Here is an 18,437-nt window from a genome sequence, read left to right on the forward strand (position 1 = left end):
GTAACGTCGTGAAAACGTTTACGGCGGCGGGGAGGTCACACGCTACGCCGGTCGAACGCGACCGAACAGCCTCCAGCGGCGACGACCTGTCGCGAGCAAGCCTCCGCCGACCCGCTTCTCGGGCTGCGCGGCCTCCTCAGGTGCGCGAACGAGCCTGCGCGCGGCCGCGTCGGCCTCGTAGTCGGCCTGCTTCTGCTTTGCGATAGCAAACGCGTCGTGGTGCGAGAACACGGCAAATCCCCTTCGGTCGGTTGATCAGTCGGGCGAAACGGTCGTGCTCAGGAAGTAGCGAACGGGCCGGGCTCCCTCAGGACGCAGCTCCGGGTTGTGCGTGCGGTCGCTGTAGCGGTTGAACAGCTCGCGCAGCTCACGCTGAAGCTCACCGGTCTCCTCAACGGTGAGGAACTTGGTGGTGGCGCTGATCCCGATGCCGCTCTCCTCCCTCCGCCACTCGTCCGGCAGCCGGTCGTGCTGGCGGAGGCGTTCGCGAGTGCGCTCGAACTCGTGGTCCAGGTAGGCCAGCACGGCGGTCTCGGCGGCCATCGCGGCTTCGCCCTCAAGCCCTTCCGACGAGATCATCTGGCGCCGACTGATGATCTTCCACGGCTTCTGCCGGCCAGGGCCTTCCACCTCGGCCACGAACCCGTACTTGGCCAACATGTTCAGGTGGTACGAGCAACTCGCGACGCTCTCGCCGAGCACGGCGGCGCACTGCGTGGCGGTGCACGGACCCTCCTCGGTGAGCAGGTTGATCAGCTTCCACCGGAACGGGTGAGAGAGCGCCCGAAGCGCCTTGGGGTCACTGATGGGTCCGTCGGTCATGCCGCCACGGTACGCGTATCAAGAAGTCTTTAGCAAGGTTCCTTGATATACAAATCCTGATATACCGTTCCACCATGACCTGGGGGAAGTGGTGGCTGCTGGGCGCGTTCGGCGCGCTGGTGGCGGTGACGTGGATCAACCCGCTCTGGCCCGCCGAGCAGGCGTTGCACAGCTCGTTGACGGCGGTGGCGATCGTGGCGCTGTGGCTGCTCAGACGCAGGCTGGACACCGCACAGTGGGCGTGGGCGCTGCTCTTCCTCGCGCTGCACACGATCGCGGCGAGGTGGATCTACTCGTTCGTCCCGTACGACGACTGGACGAACGCGCTGTTCGGCGTGCGGCTGTCGGAGGCGTTCTCCTGGGACCGCAACCACTTCGACCGGCTCGTGCACTTCGCCTACGGCGTGTGCCTGACCGCGATCCTGCGGCGGAGGTGGGTGCGGTCGGTGGAGATCGTGCTCGCGACGAGCGCGCTCTACGAACTGCTGGAGTGGGCGATCGCGATGACGCTCGCCCCTGACGTCGCCGAGGCCTACAACGGCCAGCAGGGCGACATGTGGGACGCCCACGCCGACATGGCGCTGGCCGCGTTGGGCGCGCTCGTCACCAGTCTGGCGAGTTGCGCGCTACGGCGGTCACGAGCGGCAGCGACTCGATCACCGGCACCCGCAACAACTCCGCGGGAACGTCCGGGTCGCGAACCGGCTCGATGAGCTCACGCAGCAACGCGCCGACGACGTCGTCCGCGGCCTGGTCGACCTCGTGGATGAGGTCGCGCAACTGGTCCGCGGCCTCGTTGAGCACCCGCGGCCGTTGTGGTTCCTCCAGCATCAACGCCGCGAGCCGCAGCACTCGACGGCAGGTGCGCAGCCGAAGGCTCCTGCTCGCGGACTCGCGCGTGCCCGCGAGGCCGAGCCGGCCGCGCGTGCGTTCGATCCACGGCTCGACCGTCTCGCGCCGCCAGATCGGGCCGGACGCGAGTTCCGCGTCAGGCTCAGGAATGCCGTGCGAGCGTCTTTTGCGCCAGACAGCCACCAGCTGCCGACTGAGCCCCATGGCGTCGGCGATCTCCGCGATCCCGTAGAAGTCCCCCACGCCGCCAACTGTAACCAGAGATGACGCGGAGTGTCATCAAAAATGTCTCAAATGCGGCCGAGTACCGCCCTCGCCGCGTTGTGGCCGCCGATGCCGCTCACACCGCCGCCGCGTCGGGAGCCCGCACCGCAGACGAAGACGTTGTCCACGTCGGTCTCCACGCCCCACTTCCCGACCTGGTCGTCGCTCTCGGCGAACGGCCAGTCGAGCTCCCCGTGGAAGATGTTGCCACCCGGCAGGCCGAGCTCCTCCTCCAGGTCCAGCGGAGTGCGCGCCTCGATGCACGGGTTGCCCTGGGCGTCGGTCGCCAGGCAGTCCTGGATCGGCTCCACCAGGTGCGCGTTGAGCTGGTCGAGGTAGCGCTTCACCAGTTCGTCGCGCAGCTCGGTGTTGCGGCCCTCGAACAACGACGCCGGCAGGTGCAGGCCGAACAACGTCAACGTCTCGTGGCCGGCCAGGGAAGGCCCGAGGATCGACGGGTCGGTCAGCGAGTGGCAGTACATCTCGCCCGGCAGCACCGACGGCACCTGCCCGGCGGCGCTCTCCAGGTACGCGGTCTCCAGCTGGTCGTACGACTCGTCGAGGTGGAACGTGCCGGCGAACGCCAGCCGCGCGTCGACCCCGGACTTCAGCTCGGGCAGCCTGCGCAGCAACATGTTGATCTTCAGCTGACAACCGGGCGCGTCGTGGACTTCGAGGCCCCGCAACCGTCCCAGCACCGACGGCGCCACGTTGGACAGCACGAACCGGGCCTCGACCGTCTGGTCCCCGTAGGTCACCGAGGCGGTCCTGCCGTCCGACTCGACGGAGGTGACCTCGGCGCCGGTGATGATCCGCGCACCGGCCTCGCGCGCGACCCGTTCCAGTTCGGCGGTGACTCCGCCCATGCCGCCGACCGGGACCTTCCACTCACCGGTGCCGTTGCCGATCACGTGGTAGAGGAAGCACTTGTTGGCGCGCAACGAATGCAGCGACGAGTGCGTGCCGATCAACGCGTCCGTGGCGACGACCCCGCGCACCAGGTTGTTGTCGAACAGCTCCTGCAGCGTGGCGCCGAGCGGCCGTTCGAAGACCTGCTCCCACAACCGGCCGCGCACCACCTTGTCGACGTGCACGCGCAGATGTTCCCGTGACACCAACGGTTCCAAAAGAGTCGGCGCCAACGCCTCCGCCATCAGCTCCAGGTCGGCGTACCAGCGCTGCCACCGCTCCCAGTCCTCCAGAGACCCGCAGACGGCCTCGAACGACGCCACCGTCGCCGCGCCGGGCGAGCGTTCGACCAGCAGCCCCGACCTGCCGTCCGGCGTGTACGAGGAGGCCGCACGAGACTTCAGGGCCAGCTTCAGCCCCAGATCCGACACGATCCGGTCGGGCAGCAGCGACACGAGGTACGAGAAGCGCGAGAGCCGGGCGTCGACGCCCTCCCACGGTGAGGCGCTCACCGCCGCCCCGCCGACGTGCGGCAGCTTCTCCAGCACCCTGACCGATTTCCCCGCCTTCGCGAGGTACGCGGCCGCCACCAGCCCGTTGTGCCCGCCCCCGACGATCACGACGTCGTCCATGCCCCGGAATCCCTCCCACGTAGCCTGGTCGGTGGGAAAGATAGCGGTCCGAAGGAGATGTGCACATGGGCCGAGTGACGGTGCGCCGAGCGGTCGAACGCGTGTCGCCGAGCGGTCGGCGCCGCAGGATCGACGCGCTCGCCGCCGAGGAACCCATGGAGTTGCGGGTCGACGGCAAGGCTTTGGCCGTCACGATGCGCACTCCCGGTCACGACGTGGAGCTCGCGCACGGCTTTCTGCTCAGCGAAGGTGTCATCGGGTCGTCGGAGGACATCTCGATCGCACGGTTCTGCGAGGGCACCGGGCCGGACGGGATGAACACCTACAACGTGCTGGACGTCGCGCTGGCCGAGGGTGTGCCGCCGCCGGACACCGGGGTGGAGCGGAACTTCTACACCACGTCGTCGTGCGGGGTGTGCGGCAAGGGCGCGCTGGACGCGGTCAAGCTCAAGACGCGCTACTCCCCCGCGCTGGACGAGGTCAGGGTCACGCCCGAGGCGTTGACCGGCTTCCCGGACGCGTTGCGGGAACGGCAGAAGGTCTTCGAGAGCACCGGCGGGCTGCACGCGGCCGGGCTGTTCGTCGATGGCGAGTTGCTGGTCGTGCGCGAGGACGTGGGCCGGCACAACGCCGTCGACAAGGTGCTGGGCTGGGCGGTGCTGCAGAACCTGGTGCCGTTGCGCGGTGCGGTGCTGATGGTGTCCGGGCGGGCGTCGTTCGAGTTGGTGCAGAAGGCCGCGATGGCCGGGATTCCGGTGCTCGCGGCGGTGTCGGCGCCGTCGTCGCTCGCGGTGGAGCTGGCCGAGGAGCAGGGCATGACGCTCGTCGGCTTCCTGCGCGGCGACTCGATGAACGTCTACACCGGTGGGGAGCGCGTGGTTGAGACCGCTTGACGGTGTCGTGGTGGTGAGCCTGGAGCAGGCCGTCGCGGTGCCGTACGCGACGCGGTTGCTGGCTGATCTCGGCGCGCGGGTCGTCAAGATCGAACGGCCTGGCGCCGGCGACTTCGCGCGTCACTACGACTCGTCGTGCGGCGAGGTGTCGTCGTACTTCGCGTGGACGAACGTCGGCAAGGAGTCGGTGTCCCTGGACATCTTCCACCCCGATGGCCGTGAGGTGCTGGAACGGCTCGTCGCACGCGCTGATGTGCTGCTGTGCAACCTGTCGCCGCGGGTGTGGGAGCGGCTCGCGCTGGAGCTTCCCGAGACGTTGATCGTCGGTGAGCTGTCCGGCTACGGCTGGGACGGCCCGTACGCGGACCGCAAGGCGTTCGACGCGCTGGTGCAGTCCGAGGCGGGGCTGGTGTCGCTGACCGGGGAGGGCGACGTGATGGCCCGCGCCGGGATCTCGGTCGCGGACATCGCGGCCGGTGTCCAGTTGCAGGCGGCGGTGCTCGCGGCGTTGCTGCAACGGGGCCGGACCGGTGTTGGCGCCCGGCTGCGGTTGTCACTCTTCGCGGCGATGGCCGAGTGGATGCACCAGCCGATGCTCTACGCCGCCGGAACGGGCGCCGCGGCCCCGCGGTCGGGCGCGCACCACCCGAGCATCGCGCCGTACGGCCCGGTGGCCTGCGCGGACGGCGCCGTGCACCTGGCCGTGCAGAACGACGGGCAGTGGCAGCGGCTGTGCGACCTGATCGGGCTGGCGCCGGAGGAGAGGTTCGCCACAGTGGTGTCCCGCGTGGAGCATCGCGCGGAGCTGCAGAAACTGCTCGAACAGGCGTTTTCGGACCTCACGGCGGCCGAGTTGCTGACCACTCTGGACGCTGCCGACGTACCGGCCGCGCTGACCCGCCCGATCACCGACCTGCCCACCCACCCGCAGCTCGACACCTGGGTTGACGTGCGCGTTCCCGGCGGAACGGCCCGGATGCTGCCGCCACCGGTGGCCGGGTTCGAGTGGTCACCGGGTGCGGTCCCGGCACTCGGCGAGCACAATCAGGACGTGTTGACGTGGCTGGGCTATTCGAGTGAGGAACTGTCTTCCTTACGCGTGCGTTCCGTCCTCTGAGAAGGAAACGAGGAACGGTGCCCACGCGATGAGGTGAGCATGGGGGAACCGAGGTACAGCCGCCGCACCCTCCTCGCGGCGATCGGCGTGGTCATCGCGACAGCCACCGGCGTCGCGACCTACGTGTCGTCGTCCAACGCCGTCGAGCAGCAGATCGCGACCGCGGACCGGGTGAGGACCGCCTCGGCCGCGAAGCCGGCGATCCGCTTCGAGCGCGTGTACTCGGTCGCCCGTCACCGCGACGTCACCCTCGCCTTCTACCTCCCGGCCGGCGCGAACCCCCGCGGCCTGCCGATGTCGATCCTGCTGCACGGCCTGCACGGCGACGCCCGGCACGCGGCCGTGGGCAACCTGCCCGAGGTCCTGGCCGCCGCCGTCGCCAAGGGCTCGGTGCCCGCGTTCGGCTTCGTCGCGGTCGACGGTGGCGACAACTACTGGCACGAGAACGTCCCCGGCGACGACCCGATGGCGATGCTGCTCGACGAGGTCCCGCGCTGGCTCAAGGAACGCGGCTACGGCGAGCCCTTCGCGGTGACGGGGGTGTCGATGGGCGGCTTCGGTTCGCTGCTCTACGCCCGCCGCCGTGCCGAACGTGGCGACCCGATCGCGGCCGCCGCGGCCATCTCCCCCGGCCTGATCACCACGTGGCCGGAGATGGCCAAGCGCAGGGCGTTCAAGAACGAGGGCGAGTGGACGTCGCTCGACCCGTTGCGTCACATCAGGTCCACCGGCCCGACCGCGCTGGGCGTGTGGATCGGCGACCGCGACAGGTTCATCGAGGGCACCCGCCGCTACATCCGCGAGGTGCGGCCCGAGGTGAGCGCGGTGAAGGGTGGCGGCCACGACGACGGGCTGTACCGGAAGGTGACGCCCGACGTCGTGCAGTTCCTCGCCAAGTACGCCAAGCGCGCGGTCTAGACGCGCCGGGCCGCCCGGCCCCAGTGCAGCCACTTCACCCGGTCCTGCTCGTCGCGTCCGCACAGCACGACCACCGGGTGGAACCCGTTCTCCTCCTCGACGGCGATCAACGCGTCGTCCCGCAGCCCGGTGTACTCGTGCTCGTCGTCGTCGACGAAGGACTCCCAGCCCGGGTCGAGCGCCACGTACCGCAGCTTCACCCGGCCCCCGTCGCCTTCGGTGACGTGCCTCTCCAGCCCGGTGGAGCGGTAGACGCCGACGATCCTCTCGACGTCGACCGGCACCGGCAGCGGCGGCGGCGTGGGAAAGTCAGGCACGGTGATGCCCGCCAGGTCGCCCAGCACCTCGTCGAAGACCGCGCGCACGAGCGGCAGGGGCGGTCCGCCGTTCGTGAGGACCGCGACCGCGAGTCCGGCTTCCGGAACCACCCGCAGGAAGGCCCGGAATCCCACGGTCGATCCGGTGTGGCCCATTCCGGTGACTCCACCGGCGTAGTCGTGCAACATCCAGCCGAGCCCCTGTTTGCCGCTGTAGCCGAAGTCCGGCGGCACGACCTGAGGCTCGCGCATCGCGTCGAACTCGGTGGTGCCGAGGTGCATGCGCACGAACTCCAGCAGGTCCCGCGCGCTCATCGCCAGCACCGTGCCGGCCGGGGCGTCGCTCTCGGCCATCAGCCTGTCCGCGGGCTTGGGCTCCTTGCCCGGATGCCCTGTCGCACACGTCTGGCCGACGTACTCGGCGTGGCTCACGGCGGCGGTGCGCAGGCCGAGCGGGTCGATCAGGCGTTCCCGGAGCACGCCCCGGAAAGGCTTGCCGCGCAACACTTCCACGATCCGGCCGAGCAACGTGAAGCCGCTGTTGCAGTACGTGTAGAGCTCGCCCGGTGGGACCTCCTGGCGTGCCTCCGCCAGTCGCTCGACGTACTTCTCGAGCATGTCGTCACCGTTGCCGGTGTCGTGGAACAGGTCGCCCTGGAAGCCCGCGGTGTGGGTGAGGAGGTGGCGTGGCGTGATGACCCGCGCTGCCTCCTCGTCGGCGAGCGTGAACTCCGGCAACACGTCCCGCACCGGACGGTCGAGATCGAGCAGACCCTCGTTCACCAGCTCCTGGACGAGCGTCGCCGTCCAGATCTTGGTGATCGACCCGATCTGGAAGATGGAGTCCGTCGTCACCTTCTCGCCGGTGACGTTGTTCAGCACACCTGCTGCCACGTCAGTGATTTCGCCGTTGTGCAGCACGGCGACTTGGGCACCGACGACGCCGTGTTCCTCGATCAGTTCATCCAGGTTGATCATGCTTCTCCCCCAGGAGTTCTCAGATCCGGGCGGCTGCCCGCCCGAAGTGCAGCAAGTCGTTCATGAGCACCAGCACGGTGTGCGGTTGCTCCACGGCGATCAACGCGTCGTCGCGCAGGGCAACGAACTCGCGCTCCTCACCGTCGAGCCGGACCAGCACGCGTCCGTGATCTGCTTGCGTGACAACCACTTCATGGCCCGCGCAACGGTAGGTGCCCGCCACGCGCTCCACGTCCACCGGCTCGGGGTGGGCTGGCGGGACCGGCGACTCGGCCCTGCGCACGCCCGCGAGTTCGCTGAAGACGTTCTCGATGACGGCGTCGAACACCGCCTGCGGCCGGCCGCCACTGGCGACCAGGGCGACCGCGACCCCGCGTTCCGGCGCGACCCGCAGGTACGCGCTCAGTCCCTTGTTGCCGCCGTTGTGGCCCACGACCAGGCCACCGGAGTAGTCGTGCAGCTCCCAGCCGTGGCCCCACGACCCGCGATAACCGAAGTCCGGCAACGACACCCGCGGCTCGCGCATGATCGCGAACGCCGGTGTCGCCAGGTGCATGCGCGCGAACGCGAGCAGGTCCCGGGCGCTCATCGCGAGCGCCGACCCGGCGGGCCAGTCGGACTCCGGTCCCGGATCGGCCACCGGCTGCCCGTCCACGTGCCCCACCGCGGCGTGCCGTGCCGCGCCCTCCGCGTAGTTCGTCGCGACGGTGAGACCGAGCGGTACGGCCAGCCGTTCTTTGAGGACGGTGTTGAAAGGCTTGCCGCGCAACACTTCCACGATCCGGCCGAGCACGGTGAACCCACTGTTGCAGTAGGACCAGAACTGGCCCGGCGGGGCGATCTGCCGAGCATCGGCCAGGCGCGCCACGAACTTCTCGACGGCGTCGTCGCCGGAACCGGTGTCGTGGAACAGATCGCCGTCGATGCCGGACGTGTGGGTCAGCAGCTGCCGCGGTGTGATCACCGGCCGGAAGCCCGGCAGGAGGTCGCGCACCGGGCGGTCGAGGTCGAGCCGGCCCTCGTTCGCGAGCTCCTGGACGAGCGTCGCCGTCCAGACCTTGGTGATCGACGCGATCTGGAACAGCGAGTCGGTCGTCACCGGTGCGCGCGTATCGGCGTTCAGCACGCCCGCGGCGACGTCGGCGATCTCGCCGTCGGTCAGGACGGCGAGCTGGGCGCCGACGACGCCATGTTCGTCCACGAGCTCGTCAAGGTCGATCACGTTCCCCCCAAGGAAGTGACGTCTAGCGCGGTGAGAGCGGCACCGTCTTCGACCGCACCCACTTGAGCACCGCGGGCCACTCCCCGTAGCCCGCGTCGATGTTGATGTGCCCGGCGCCCGGCAGCACGTCGATCTCGATCCGCAGTGCCTCGGCGAGCTGCTTGGCGGCCTCCATCGAGCAGTGCGGGTCGCCCTCGCCCGCGATCAGGCGGGTCTCGGTGGCGGCGCGGCGCAGGCCCGCCGGGTCGAGCGGGGCCGGGAAGAACGACTTGATGGCCGGTTCCGGGTGGTCCAGCTCGGGCGGGGCGACCAGCAGCACGCGGTCGACGTGCGCGATGTTCTCGCGGGCCGCGTGGTGCAGCCACAGGTAGCAGCCGAGCGAGTGCGCGATGACGACCCGTTCGCGATCGGCCGGCAGCGCTTCGAGGTGGGTGTCGAGCTCACTGAGCCAGGTGTCGCGGTCGGGCGCCTCGGGACTGCTGAAGTGCGGCAGGTCGGCGAGGCCGCCGTGCTCGGACACCGTCTGGGCCAGCCAGCGCTGCCAGTGGCCGGGGCCGGAACCGGTGTAGCCGTGGAGCAGGAGCACGTGAGGCAACGACATGCCTCCACCTTAGAACGACGAAGGGCGCCCGGTCAGTGACCAGGCGCCCTTTCGACTTGAAGATCTACTAAGCGGACTTCTCCCGACGCTCCCGGCGCGAGGGCTGCCGGGCCACGATGGTCGGGTTCACGTTCTCCTTCACCGTCTGCTCGGTGATGACGACCTTGGCGACGTCCGTGCGGCTCGGGATGTCGTACATCACGGGCAGCAGGACCTCTTCCATGATCGCCCGGAGGCCACGAGCACCGGTCCCGCGCAGGATCGCCTGGTCTGCGATCGCTTCGAGCGCGGTCTTGGTGAACTCGAGCTCGACGCCGTCCATCTCGAAGAGCTTCTGGTACTGCTTCACCAGGGCGTTCTTCGGCTCGGTGAGGATCATCACCAGCGACGGCTTGTCGAGGTTCGTGACGGAGGCGACCATCGGCAGACGCCCGATGAACTCGGGAATCAGACCGAACTTGATCAGGTCCTCCGGCATGGAGTCGGCGAAGAAGTCCGACGCCTCCACCTCGGCCTTGGAGCGGACCTCGGCACCGAAGCCCAGGCCTCGCTTGCCGACGCGGTCCTGGATGATCTTCTCCAGGCCTGCGAACGCACCCGCCACGATGAACAGCACGTTCGTCGTGTCGATCTGGATGAACTCCTGGTGCGGGTGCTTGCGGCCGCCCTGCGGTGGCACCGACGCCGTCGTGCCTTCCAGGATCTTCAGCAGTGCCTGCTGAACGCCCTCGCCGGAGACGTCGCGCGTGATCGACGGGTTTTCACTCTTCCGAGCGATCTTGTCGACCTCGTCGATGTAGATGATGCCCGTCTCGGCACGCTTCACGTCGTAGTCGGCGGCCTGGATGAGCTTCAGGAGGATGTTCTCGACGTCCTCACCGACGTACCCGGCCTCCGTCAGCGCCGTCGCGTCGGCGATGGCGAACGGCACGTTCAGCATCTTCGCGAGCGTCTGCGCGAGGTAGGTCTTGCCGCACCCGGTCGGGCCGAGCATCAGGATGTTCGACTTCGCCAGCTCGACGCCGTCGTCACGACCCTCGCGCCCGCGGTCGCCCGCCTGGATGCGCTTGTAGTGGTTGTAGACGGCGACGGACAGGGTGCGCTTGGCGTCACTCTGGCCGATGACGTACTGGTCGAGGAACTCGTGGATCTCGGCGGGCTTCGGCAGCTCGTCGAGCTTCACGTCACCGGCTTCGGCCAGCTCCTCCTCGATGATCTCGTTGCAGAGATCGATGCACTCATCGCAGATGTAAACGCCGGGGCCGGCGATGAGCTTCTTCACCTGCTTTTGACTCTTTCCGCAGAAAGAGCACTTCAGCAAGTCGCCGCCGTCACCGATACGCGCCATGACCGCTGACCTCTGTCCCCTCCGGCGCACACCTGCTGTAGTGCGCCTGCTGACTTGCTGTGGCAGTCCCACTGGCTGTGGGTGCTGAGCCCGTTCTCCTGACGGTACCTGGCCGACCCCGTTTCAGGGGAGGACCCGCAGCCCCCCGACGCGCCGATCAGGCCAGATATCCGGTCACATCGGCGTGTCGGGTGGGTACGCGATGCCCAAGGACTGGTGTTTCCACTCCCTGGGACGTGGCCCCGGGGTCTGGGGTGTCCCCAGATGACACCGGGCGGCGGAGGGGCGAGCGCTCTTCGCGAGCACAACTCGTCCGCCCGCCGAACCGTCAGGACTTGGCGGAAAGCTTGCGGTAGGGCAGCACCGTGTCGACGATGCCGTACTCCCTGGCCTCTTCGGCCGTCAGAATCCGGTCGCGCTCGATGCTCTCGCGAACCTCCTCCGCCGTCCGGTTCGTGTGCCGCGCGAGGGTGGACTCCATCAGGCGGCGCACGCGCTGGATCTCGTTCGACTGGATCTCCAGGTCGGACACCTGACCGTACGCGCCCTCCATCGAAGGCTGGTGGATCAGGATTCGCGCGTTGGGCAGTGCGTGGCGCTTACCAGGCGATCCAGCCGCCAGCAGCACGGCCGCGGCGGAGGCCGCCTGGCCGAGGCAGTAGGTCTGGATGTCCGGGCGGACGAACTGCATCGTGTCGTAGATGGCCATCAGCGAGGTGAACGAGCCACCCGGCGAGTTGATGTACATCAGGATGTCGCGGTCGGGGTCCTCGGACTCGAGCACCAGCAGCTGCGCCATGACGTCGTTCGCCGAAGCGTCGTCAACCTGCACGCCGAGGAAGATGATGCGCTCCTCGAAGAGCTTGTTGTACGGGTTCGACTCCTTCATGCCATAGCTGGTGCGCTCGACGAACGACGGCAGCACGTACCGCGACTGCGGCAGGTGGAACTGGCTCACTTGAGGTCTCCTAGCTGACGTCAGTTGTTCGAGTCGCCGACGGGCTGAGCCCTGGTGACGACCTTGTCGACGAAGCCGTACTCCAGCGCTTCCTGCGCCGTGAACCAGCGGTCGCGGTCGGAGTCGCGGGTGACGGTCTCGAGCGTCTGGCCGGTGTGCTCGGCGATCAGCTCGGCCATCTCGCGCTTGGTGCGCGTCAGCATGTCCGCCTGGATCGCGATGTCCGCGGCCGTACCGCCGACACCGGCCGACGGCTGGTGCATGAGGATCCGGGCGTGCGGAAGCGCGTGGCGCTTGCCGGGTGCGCCGGCGGAGAGGAGGAACTGCCCCATCGAGGCGGCGAGGCCCATCGCGTACGTGGCCACGTCCGGCTGGATGAGCTGCATCGTGTCGAAGATGGCCATGCCCGCCGTGACGGAACCACCCGGCGAGTTGATGTAAAGCGTGATGTCCTTCTCGGGGTCCTCTGCGGCGAGAAGCAGCAACTGAGCGGTGATCTGGTTCGCGATGCCCTCTTCGACCTGTGAACCCAGGACGATGATCCGCTCGCGGAGCAGCCGCTCGTACACCGAGTCGTTGAGGTTCATCCCGGCGGTGGCCGACCGCATCTCGGGGGTCGGGAAGGAGTGCTGCGTCACGTCTGCCTGCCTAACTCCAGGTGGAACGAATCTGGATGTCAAAACTCTCTGCGATCGACCTTAACGAAGACGGGCGGCGTCAGATGCCCGACACCGCCCGCGTTCGCTAAGGGCTTTACTTCTCCGAGTCCTCTTCGGACTTGGTCTCGCCGAAGAGCTCGTCGAGGTCCAGCTTCTGACCGGTCGAGTCGCTCACCTCAGCCTGGCGCACGACGCTCGCGAGAGCCTTGCCCCGGCGGACGTCGGCGAAGATCGCGCCGAGCTGACCGGACTGCTGCGCGCGCTTGACGTACTCGTCGGGCGAGATGCCGAAGCGCTGCGCCTGGTAGATGATCCGCTCGGTCAGCTCGCCGTCGGACACCGTGACCTGCTCGGCGTCGGCGATCGAGTCGAGCACGAGCTGCGTCTTGACGGCCTGCTCGGCGGCGGTGCGCAGCTCGGCGTCGAACTCCTCCTCCGACTGACCCTGCTCGGTCAGCCAGGCGGCGAACTTCGCTTCGTCGTGGTCGAAGGCGTGCACGGCGTCGTGCTTGCGCGCGTCGATCTCGCCCTGGACGATGCCCTCGGGCAGCGGGACCTCGGTGGTCTCCAGCAGCACCTCGAGGACCTTGTCGCGGGCCTGCACGCCCTGCTGCATCTTCTTGACGCGGCCCAGGCGGGTCTGCAGGTCGGTCTTGAGCTCCTCGAGCGTGTCGAACTCGCTGGCGAGCTGCGCGAACTCGTCGTCGAGCTCGGGGAGCTGACGCTCCTTCACGCTGCTCAGCACCACGGTGACCTCGGCCTCGCGGCCCTCGTGCTCACCGGCGACGAGCGTGGTGGCGAAGGTCTTGGTCTCGCCCTCGGACGCGCCGACGAGCGCGTCGTCGATGCCCTCGACGAGCTGGCCGGAGCCGACCTCGTAGGACAGGCCGCTGGTGCGGGCCTCCTCGACCTCTTCGCCATCGACGGTGGCGGACAGGTCGACGACGACGAAGTCACCGGTCTCGACCGGGCGGGTGACACCGGTCAGCGTGCCGAAGCGAGCGCGGAGCTCGTCGAGCTGGGTGGTCACGTCCTCGTCGGTGACCTCCTGCTCGTCGACCGTCACGGCGAGCTCGCCGAACGCGGGCACGGTGATCTCGGGACGGACGTCGACCTCGGCGGTGAACTCGAGCGTCTGACCGTCCTCGATCTTCGTGACCTCGAAGTCGGGACGGCCGAGCGTGCGCACCTCACCGGCGTTGACGGCCTCCAGGTACTTGGCCGGGATGGCCTCCTGGATGACCTCGTCCAGGACCGGGGCGCGGCCGATGCGGTTCTCCAGAACCTTCGCGGGGGCCTTGCCCGGGCGGAAGCCGGGGATTCGGACCTGCTTCGCGAGCTTCCGGTACGCCTGGTCGAAGTTCGACTTGAGCTCGTCGAACGGCACCTCGACGTTGATCCGGACCCTCGTCGGGCTCAGGTGCTCGACGGTGCTCTTCAACGTGGACTCCTCGTAACGAACAAAGAACGTGCAAGACAGCCGGTACCACCACCTGGGCGCCCGGATTTCCAGCGAGTCTAGGCGAGACCCGTGCTGTGACCGCCGCCACCCCGCTTTGGGCTCATGACAGCCCGCCCCGGGAACCGATAGCTTCGGCCCAGCGGCCCGACAGGTCCGCTATGGGGGCTTCACCGAAATCGTCCTGGGGGACAAGCATGCCCAAAACCTCTGCCCGCCTGCTCGCGGTCTGCGCGGCCGGCGCCGCTCTGCTGACCACGGCCGTCCCGGCCATCGCGGCCACCGCACCGGAAGCGACCGTCGCCGCGTACGTGTTCACCGACAACAACGCCGCCACCGAGGCGCTCATCGCCGAGAACGCCGACCTCACCGCCCCGTTCCTCGCATCCGGGCACACCGACGCCCACCGCGCCTGGGACATCCGCCTGTCCGACGAGGCCTACGCACCCCCCACCCTGCCCACGCAGCCGTTCGTCGCCACGGCCTCGCACACCGACACCAACGCCAGCGCGCGCGTCGGCGGGTTCGTCTCACTGACCGACCGCCACCCCCGCGACCTCCCGTTCGCGGTCCTGAAACTGGGCAGCCGCAACGTGTCCTGCACGGTGGACGGCCCGGTCTTCACCGGCGGCGGCGGTAGCCCGGAGCTCTGGGTGCGCCACGAGACGCAGCTGGTCAAGCTGAACGACATCGGGCACACCCAGATCATCAGCGTCATGCCCGCGCACTTCCCCGGCAGCATCCGGGTCCCGACCTCGGTGAGGGCGACCCCGATCTCGTCGGCGAGCCAGATCGCCGCCTACCCGCAGTTCGCCAAGTACGACGGCCGCGCGAACGCCGGCGTGATCGGCTACGAGATCCAGATCGTCCAGCGCGGCGAGGAGCCCTACACCGTCCTCGTGGCCGCCGCCGCGTCCTGTTAGTCACCGCTCCACAGCGCCGTCACCCACTCAGGGTGGCGGCGCTTTTTTGTTCGCCGAGCGAACCACTTAACGCACAAGAGTCGCCCCGCTACCGCCCGTCAAAGCGCCCGTCTCAATTTCACTCTTTCGGCCGAAACAGCCTTTCCAGACCGATCAAGATGACTCCATAAGCACTAATCGTCCCGGCGCGGCTGACAGGTAGCGTTACTGCTCCCGCACCATCCGTAACAGGACCACGGGAACGAACGAGAAAAAGTCGTCGCACCGTTTTACCCCGAGGATCCGCCTGATGGAGACACGCCAGCTTCTCGCGTTCACGACCGTGGTTCAGACAGGGAGCTTCACCAAGGCCGCTGCCACGCTCAACTGTTCGCAGCCGACCATCACCACCCGCATCAAGGCACTGGAGGAGGGCCTCGGGGTCGTCCTTTTCCGACGCCTTCCCAGAGGTATCCAGATGACCTCCGCGGGCGTGGAACTACTGCCGTTCGCACGAAACATCATCAACCTCACCGAAAAGGCCCGAAAAGCCATAACGATGAACGGTGAGCCACACGGCAAACTCGTCATCGGTTCCGCACAGAGTTTGACCGACTACCGTCTGCTACCGCTCATCGAATACATGTGCTGGCGCTACCCGTCGGTCCAACTGTCGCTGCACTCCCGCAACGCGTTGAACAACCTGAACTCGGTGCGCGACGGCCAACTGGACTGCGCGTTCTTCATCGGCGCGATCGAGCCCCGCGAGGGCCTCGAGACCACGGTCCTGTGCCCCGAGCCCCTGGTGATGATCGCGGGCCCGAACCACATGCTCACCCAGCGCCAGTCGCTGTCCGATGACGACCTCACGAGCAGCACGCTGATCCGCGCCGAGAACGGCGCCTCGTACCACGAGCTCTTCGAACACTCCCTGGGCTACGACGACACCCGTGCCCCCGTCCTGGAGCTGGACTCGGTGGACGCCGCCAAACGCGCGGTGGCGTCGGGCCTGGGCATCGCGCTCATGCCGGAGGTCACCGTGTCCGCCGAACTCGCCGACGGCAGGTTGGTCCGCTTGCCCTGGTCCTCGACGTTCCGCGTCTACACGCAGTTCGGCTGGCGCCAGGACAACTCGACGAACCCGGCGGTGACGGCCCTGGTGTCCGCGGCAGCCCAGGTGGTGAGCGACCAGGTCGCCTCTCTCACCTGACGCGTGGGGTGGGGTGCTCGCACCCCACCTGCACCGCCGGTGCCGTCCCGGTGCTCCCCCGGACCACCAGTTCGGGCAGCACGTCCTCGACGTCGGTAGGCGAGGCCCCGCCGATCACGGCCACCAGCGCCCGAGCCGCGCGGGCCCCGAACGCGAACGTGTCCCTGGACAACGCGGTCAGCCGCCCGTGCTGGCACAGCACCGAGTCGTCCCAGGCCACGAGCGACAGCTCGGACGGCACGGCAACCCCGAGCGACGCGGCCACCTCGGCCCCGGCCACGGCCATCACGTCGTTGTCGTAGACGATTGCCGTGGGCGGAGCGGCCATCCCCAGCAGCTCTCGCGTGGCCCGCGCTCCGGACTCGGCCGTGTAGTCCCCGGCCACGACCACACCGTCCACAACGGACGAAGCGAACGCCGAGTCCCGCCGGACGGTGTGCAGCAACGAGGCCAACCCGGCCACCCGGGCGATCCGCTGATGCCCCAACGACTTCAGGTACTCGACGACCGAGGTCATGGCCGCGTAGTCGTCGGCCCACACCGAGGCCAGTTCCCCGTGGTGCCCGGCGCCACCCACCACCACGGCCGGCAACCCCAAAGCGGACATCAGCTCGACCCGGGGATCCGACACCAGCAGGTCCACCAGGAACACCCCGTCGACCCGGTGCTCGGCCCACCACCGCTGGTACAGCGCGATCTCGGCCTCGCGGGAGTCCACCACCTGCAACAGCAGCGCGCAGGACATCTCGGACTGCATCCCGGCGATCAACTGAAAGAAGAACGCCTCGTCCCCCAGCGCACGGGGCGGCCGCACCAGCACCAGCCCCACCGCGTCGGCAGAGGCGGAGGACAGCGCCCGAGCGGTGACCGAAGGCCGGTACCCCAGGGTCGACGCGACCTCCAGCACCCGCGACCGCGTCCGCTCGGACACGCCCGACCGGCCGTTCAACGCCAACGAGACAGCACCTTTGGACACCCCTGCCGCCGCCGCGATGTCCTTGATCGTTGGCCTCTTCACCGCACCCGCACCCTGTCCAGAACGAGACAACAAGACGTTCGGAGGCTAGCCGGAGATAAACCGGTTTAGCTAGGGTCCGCGACAAGGAGGTGGGTGTCAATGAAGAGGCGCACGTTCCTCGCGGGCCTGGCGGCGGTGCCCGTGGCGGGATGCGGACTGTCCGGGACGTCGAGCACGTCCACAGGCGGAACCGGCCAGGTCACGGGTGAGATCACGTTCCAGACCTGGTCCCTCAAGCCCAAGTACACCGACTACGTCAACGGTGTCATCGACGCTTTCCAGAAGCAGCACCAGGGCACCTCGGTGAAGTGGGTCGACCAGCCCGCGGACGGGTATCTGGCGAAGGTCATGGCGGACGCGAGCGCGGGAAGTCTTCCCGACGTCATCAACGTGCCGCCGGACCTGAGCTTCCCGCTCGCCAAGGCCGGCCAGCTCGTCGACCTCGACGAGTCTCTCAAGGAGGCCAAGCCCGAGTACCTCGGCAACGCCTGGCAGGCGTTCGAGATCCCCGGCAAGGGCGGCTGCTACGGCTTCCCCTGGTACCTCAACACCGGCCCGATCTTCTACAACAAGGCCCTGTTCAGCCAGGCGGGCCTCGACCCGAACAAGCCGCCCACGAACTTCAAGGAACTCGAAGAGCAGGCGCTGAAGCTCGCTGAGAAGAAGATCGCGATCCTCGGCCAGACCCCGAGCATCGCCGACTTCGGGCTCTACGGCGTGAAGCTGTTCGAGAACGACAAGTTCACGTTCAACGAGCCCAAGGGCGTCGAGTTCGCCGAGAGCTACAAGCGGATGTACGACGCGGGCGCGCTGATTCCCGAGGCGCTCACGCAGAACTACACCGGCGCCGGCGCGAAGTTCATGGCGCAGCAGACGGCGCTCAACTCCGGCAGCGCGTACGACCTCGGCAAGTTCAAGACCGACGCGCCGAGCCTCTACGCGAACATCGGCATCACCACGCCCATCACGAACACGGGCAGCGCCAACATGTTCCTGCACGGTGTGAGCGTGCCGAAGAGCAGCAAGAACCAGGCGACGGCGCTGGCGTTCGGCAGGTTCGTCACCAACGCCGAGAACCAGGTGAAGTTCGCCAAGCTCGCGTCGATCTTCCCGAGCACGTCGAAGGGCGGGGACGACCCGTACTTCACCACGGAGGACGGCACCGACGAGGCCCGCGTGCGGGTGGCTGCGGCCAAGCAGCTCAAGACCGCGGTGAACTACACGCCCGTGCAGTTCAGCGACCAGATGCGCGAGGCACTTCTGCAGCAGCTGGCCGACGCCATGCTCGGCAAGAAGTCGCCGAAGCAGGCGCTGGACGACGCTGTCGCCGAGTGCAACCGGCTCCTGAAGTAGGCAGC

The 18,437-nt window shown here is 68.2% G+C and carries 19 protein-coding genes; 7 read left to right on the forward strand and 12 right to left on the reverse strand.

The genetic code is table 11. The annotated features are described in order from the left end of the window. Positions 1-42: 42 nt before the first annotated feature. Positions 43-231 carry a hypothetical protein gene (locus OG205_RS24000; protein ID WP_330270338.1) on the reverse strand — a complete coding sequence of 63 codons (189 nt, stop codon included), beginning with the start codon at positions 229-231 and terminating at the stop codon, positions 43-45. Positions 232-255: 24 nt separating this feature from the next. Next, positions 256-822 (reverse strand): ArsR/SmtB family transcription factor, encoded by a 567-nt coding sequence (locus tag OG205_RS24005; protein WP_330270339.1) that lies wholly within the window; start codon positions 820-822, stop codon positions 256-258. 74 nt (positions 823-896) lie between these two features. Here OG205_RS24005 and OG205_RS24010 point away from each other — a divergent pair, with 74 nt between their 5' ends. After that, positions 897-1,535, forward strand: coding sequence for a DUF2238 domain-containing protein (locus OG205_RS24010; protein ID WP_330270340.1), 639 nt, complete (start codon positions 897-899; stop codon positions 1,533-1,535). Here OG205_RS24010 and OG205_RS24015 read toward each other — a convergent pair. Together OG205_RS24015 and OG205_RS24020 are read right to left on the reverse strand one after the other, a co-directional pair. Then, on the reverse strand, positions 1,426-1,917 hold the full coding sequence (locus OG205_RS24015; protein ID WP_143139052.1) for a hypothetical protein: 492 nt from the start codon (positions 1,915-1,917) through the stop codon (positions 1,426-1,428). The genes OG205_RS24010 and OG205_RS24015 overlap by 110 nt on opposite strands. 47 nt (positions 1,918-1,964) lie before the next feature. Further along, a complete protein-coding gene (locus tag OG205_RS24020; protein ID WP_330270341.1) occupies positions 1,965-3,479 on the reverse strand; it encodes a phytoene desaturase family protein in 1,515 nt (504 codons plus the stop codon). A gap of 65 nt (positions 3,480-3,544) precedes the next feature. Between OG205_RS24020 and fdhD the strand changes: the two genes are divergently transcribed. The 3 genes from fdhD to OG205_RS24035 are packed head-to-tail and all read left to right on the forward strand — an operon-like array spanning position 3,545 to position 6,407. Further along, positions 3,545-4,372 (forward strand): formate dehydrogenase accessory sulfurtransferase FdhD, encoded by an 828-nt coding sequence (gene fdhD, locus OG205_RS24025; protein WP_330270342.1) that lies wholly within the window; start codon positions 3,545-3,547, stop codon positions 4,370-4,372. Then, positions 4,359-5,489, forward strand: a complete 1,131-nt coding sequence (locus tag OG205_RS24030) for a CaiB/BaiF CoA transferase family protein (protein WP_330270343.1) — start codon at positions 4,359-4,361, stop codon at positions 5,487-5,489. Before fdhD ends, OG205_RS24030 begins: the two co-directional genes overlap by 14 nt. Positions 5,490-5,528: 39 nt before the next feature. Then, positions 5,529-6,407, forward strand: a complete 879-nt coding sequence (locus OG205_RS24035; protein ID WP_330270344.1) for an alpha/beta hydrolase — start codon at positions 5,529-5,531, stop codon at positions 6,405-6,407. On the opposite strand, the gene OG205_RS24040 is transcribed toward OG205_RS24035, so the two are convergent. The 7 genes from OG205_RS24040 to tig form a co-directional block, all read right to left on the reverse strand. After that, positions 6,404-7,702 carry a serine hydrolase domain-containing protein gene (locus tag OG205_RS24040; RefSeq protein WP_330270345.1) on the reverse strand — a complete coding sequence of 433 codons (1,299 nt, stop codon included), beginning with the start codon at positions 7,700-7,702 and terminating at the stop codon, positions 6,404-6,406. The two genes, OG205_RS24035 and OG205_RS24040, sit on opposite strands and share 4 nt — an antisense overlap. Positions 7,703-7,721: 19 nt before the next feature. Next, complete coding sequence (locus OG205_RS24045; protein ID WP_330270346.1) at positions 7,722-8,924, reverse strand: serine hydrolase domain-containing protein; 1,203 nt, start codon at positions 8,922-8,924, stop codon at positions 7,722-7,724. A gap of 22 nt (positions 8,925-8,946) precedes the next feature. Next, positions 8,947-9,525 carry an RBBP9/YdeN family alpha/beta hydrolase gene (locus tag OG205_RS24050; RefSeq protein ID WP_330270347.1) on the reverse strand — a complete coding sequence of 193 codons (579 nt, stop codon included), beginning with the start codon at positions 9,523-9,525 and terminating at the stop codon, positions 8,947-8,949. Positions 9,526-9,592: 67 nt separating this feature from the next. Next, entirely contained in the window at positions 9,593-10,873 is a 1,281-nt protein-coding gene (clpX, locus tag OG205_RS24055) for an ATP-dependent Clp protease ATP-binding subunit ClpX (RefSeq protein ID WP_093605708.1), read from the reverse strand. Positions 10,874-11,201: 328 nt separating this feature from the next. Continuing rightward, positions 11,202-11,831, reverse strand: a complete 630-nt coding sequence (locus OG205_RS24060; RefSeq protein WP_030479396.1) for an ATP-dependent Clp protease proteolytic subunit — start codon at positions 11,829-11,831, stop codon at positions 11,202-11,204. Positions 11,832-11,851: 20 nt separating this feature from the next. Continuing rightward, entirely contained in the window at positions 11,852-12,439 is a 588-nt protein-coding gene (locus OG205_RS24065) for an ATP-dependent Clp protease proteolytic subunit (protein ID WP_090010588.1), read from the reverse strand. 145 nt (positions 12,440-12,584) lie between these two features. Then, on the reverse strand, positions 12,585-13,931 hold the full coding sequence (gene tig / locus OG205_RS24070; RefSeq protein WP_330270348.1) for a trigger factor: 1,347 nt from the start codon (positions 13,929-13,931) through the stop codon (positions 12,585-12,587). A 215-nt stretch (positions 13,932-14,146) separates the two neighbouring features. On the opposite strand from tig, the gene OG205_RS24075 reads away from it, so the two are divergent. Then, positions 14,147-14,872 carry a hypothetical protein gene (locus tag OG205_RS24075; protein ID WP_330270349.1) on the forward strand — a complete coding sequence of 242 codons (726 nt, stop codon included), beginning with the start codon at positions 14,147-14,149 and terminating at the stop codon, positions 14,870-14,872. 289 nt (positions 14,873-15,161) lie between these two features. Continuing rightward, a complete protein-coding gene (locus tag OG205_RS24080) occupies positions 15,162-16,061 on the forward strand; it encodes a LysR family transcriptional regulator (RefSeq protein WP_330270350.1) in 900 nt (299 codons plus the stop codon). Here the strand turns inward: OG205_RS24080 and OG205_RS24085 are convergent. Beyond that, on the reverse strand, positions 16,054-17,079 hold the full coding sequence (locus tag OG205_RS24085; RefSeq protein WP_330270351.1) for a LacI family DNA-binding transcriptional regulator: 1,026 nt from the start codon (positions 17,077-17,079) through the stop codon (positions 16,054-16,056). The genes OG205_RS24080 and OG205_RS24085 overlap by 8 nt on opposite strands. Positions 17,080-17,178: 99 nt before the next feature. On the opposite strand from OG205_RS24085, the gene OG205_RS24090 reads away from it, so the two are divergent. Next, the gene (locus OG205_RS24090) at positions 17,179-18,432 is read left to right on the forward strand and encodes an ABC transporter substrate-binding protein (protein ID WP_330270352.1); all 1,254 of its coding nucleotides are present in this window, start codon (positions 17,179-17,181) and stop codon (positions 18,430-18,432) included. Positions 18,433-18,437 lie beyond the last annotated feature (5 nt).

The sequence above is a fragment of the Lentzea sp. NBC_00516 genome (assembly GCF_036346835.1).
GTDB classification, from domain to species: domain Bacteria; phylum Actinomycetota; class Actinomycetes; order Mycobacteriales; family Pseudonocardiaceae; genus Lentzea; species Lentzea sokolovensis.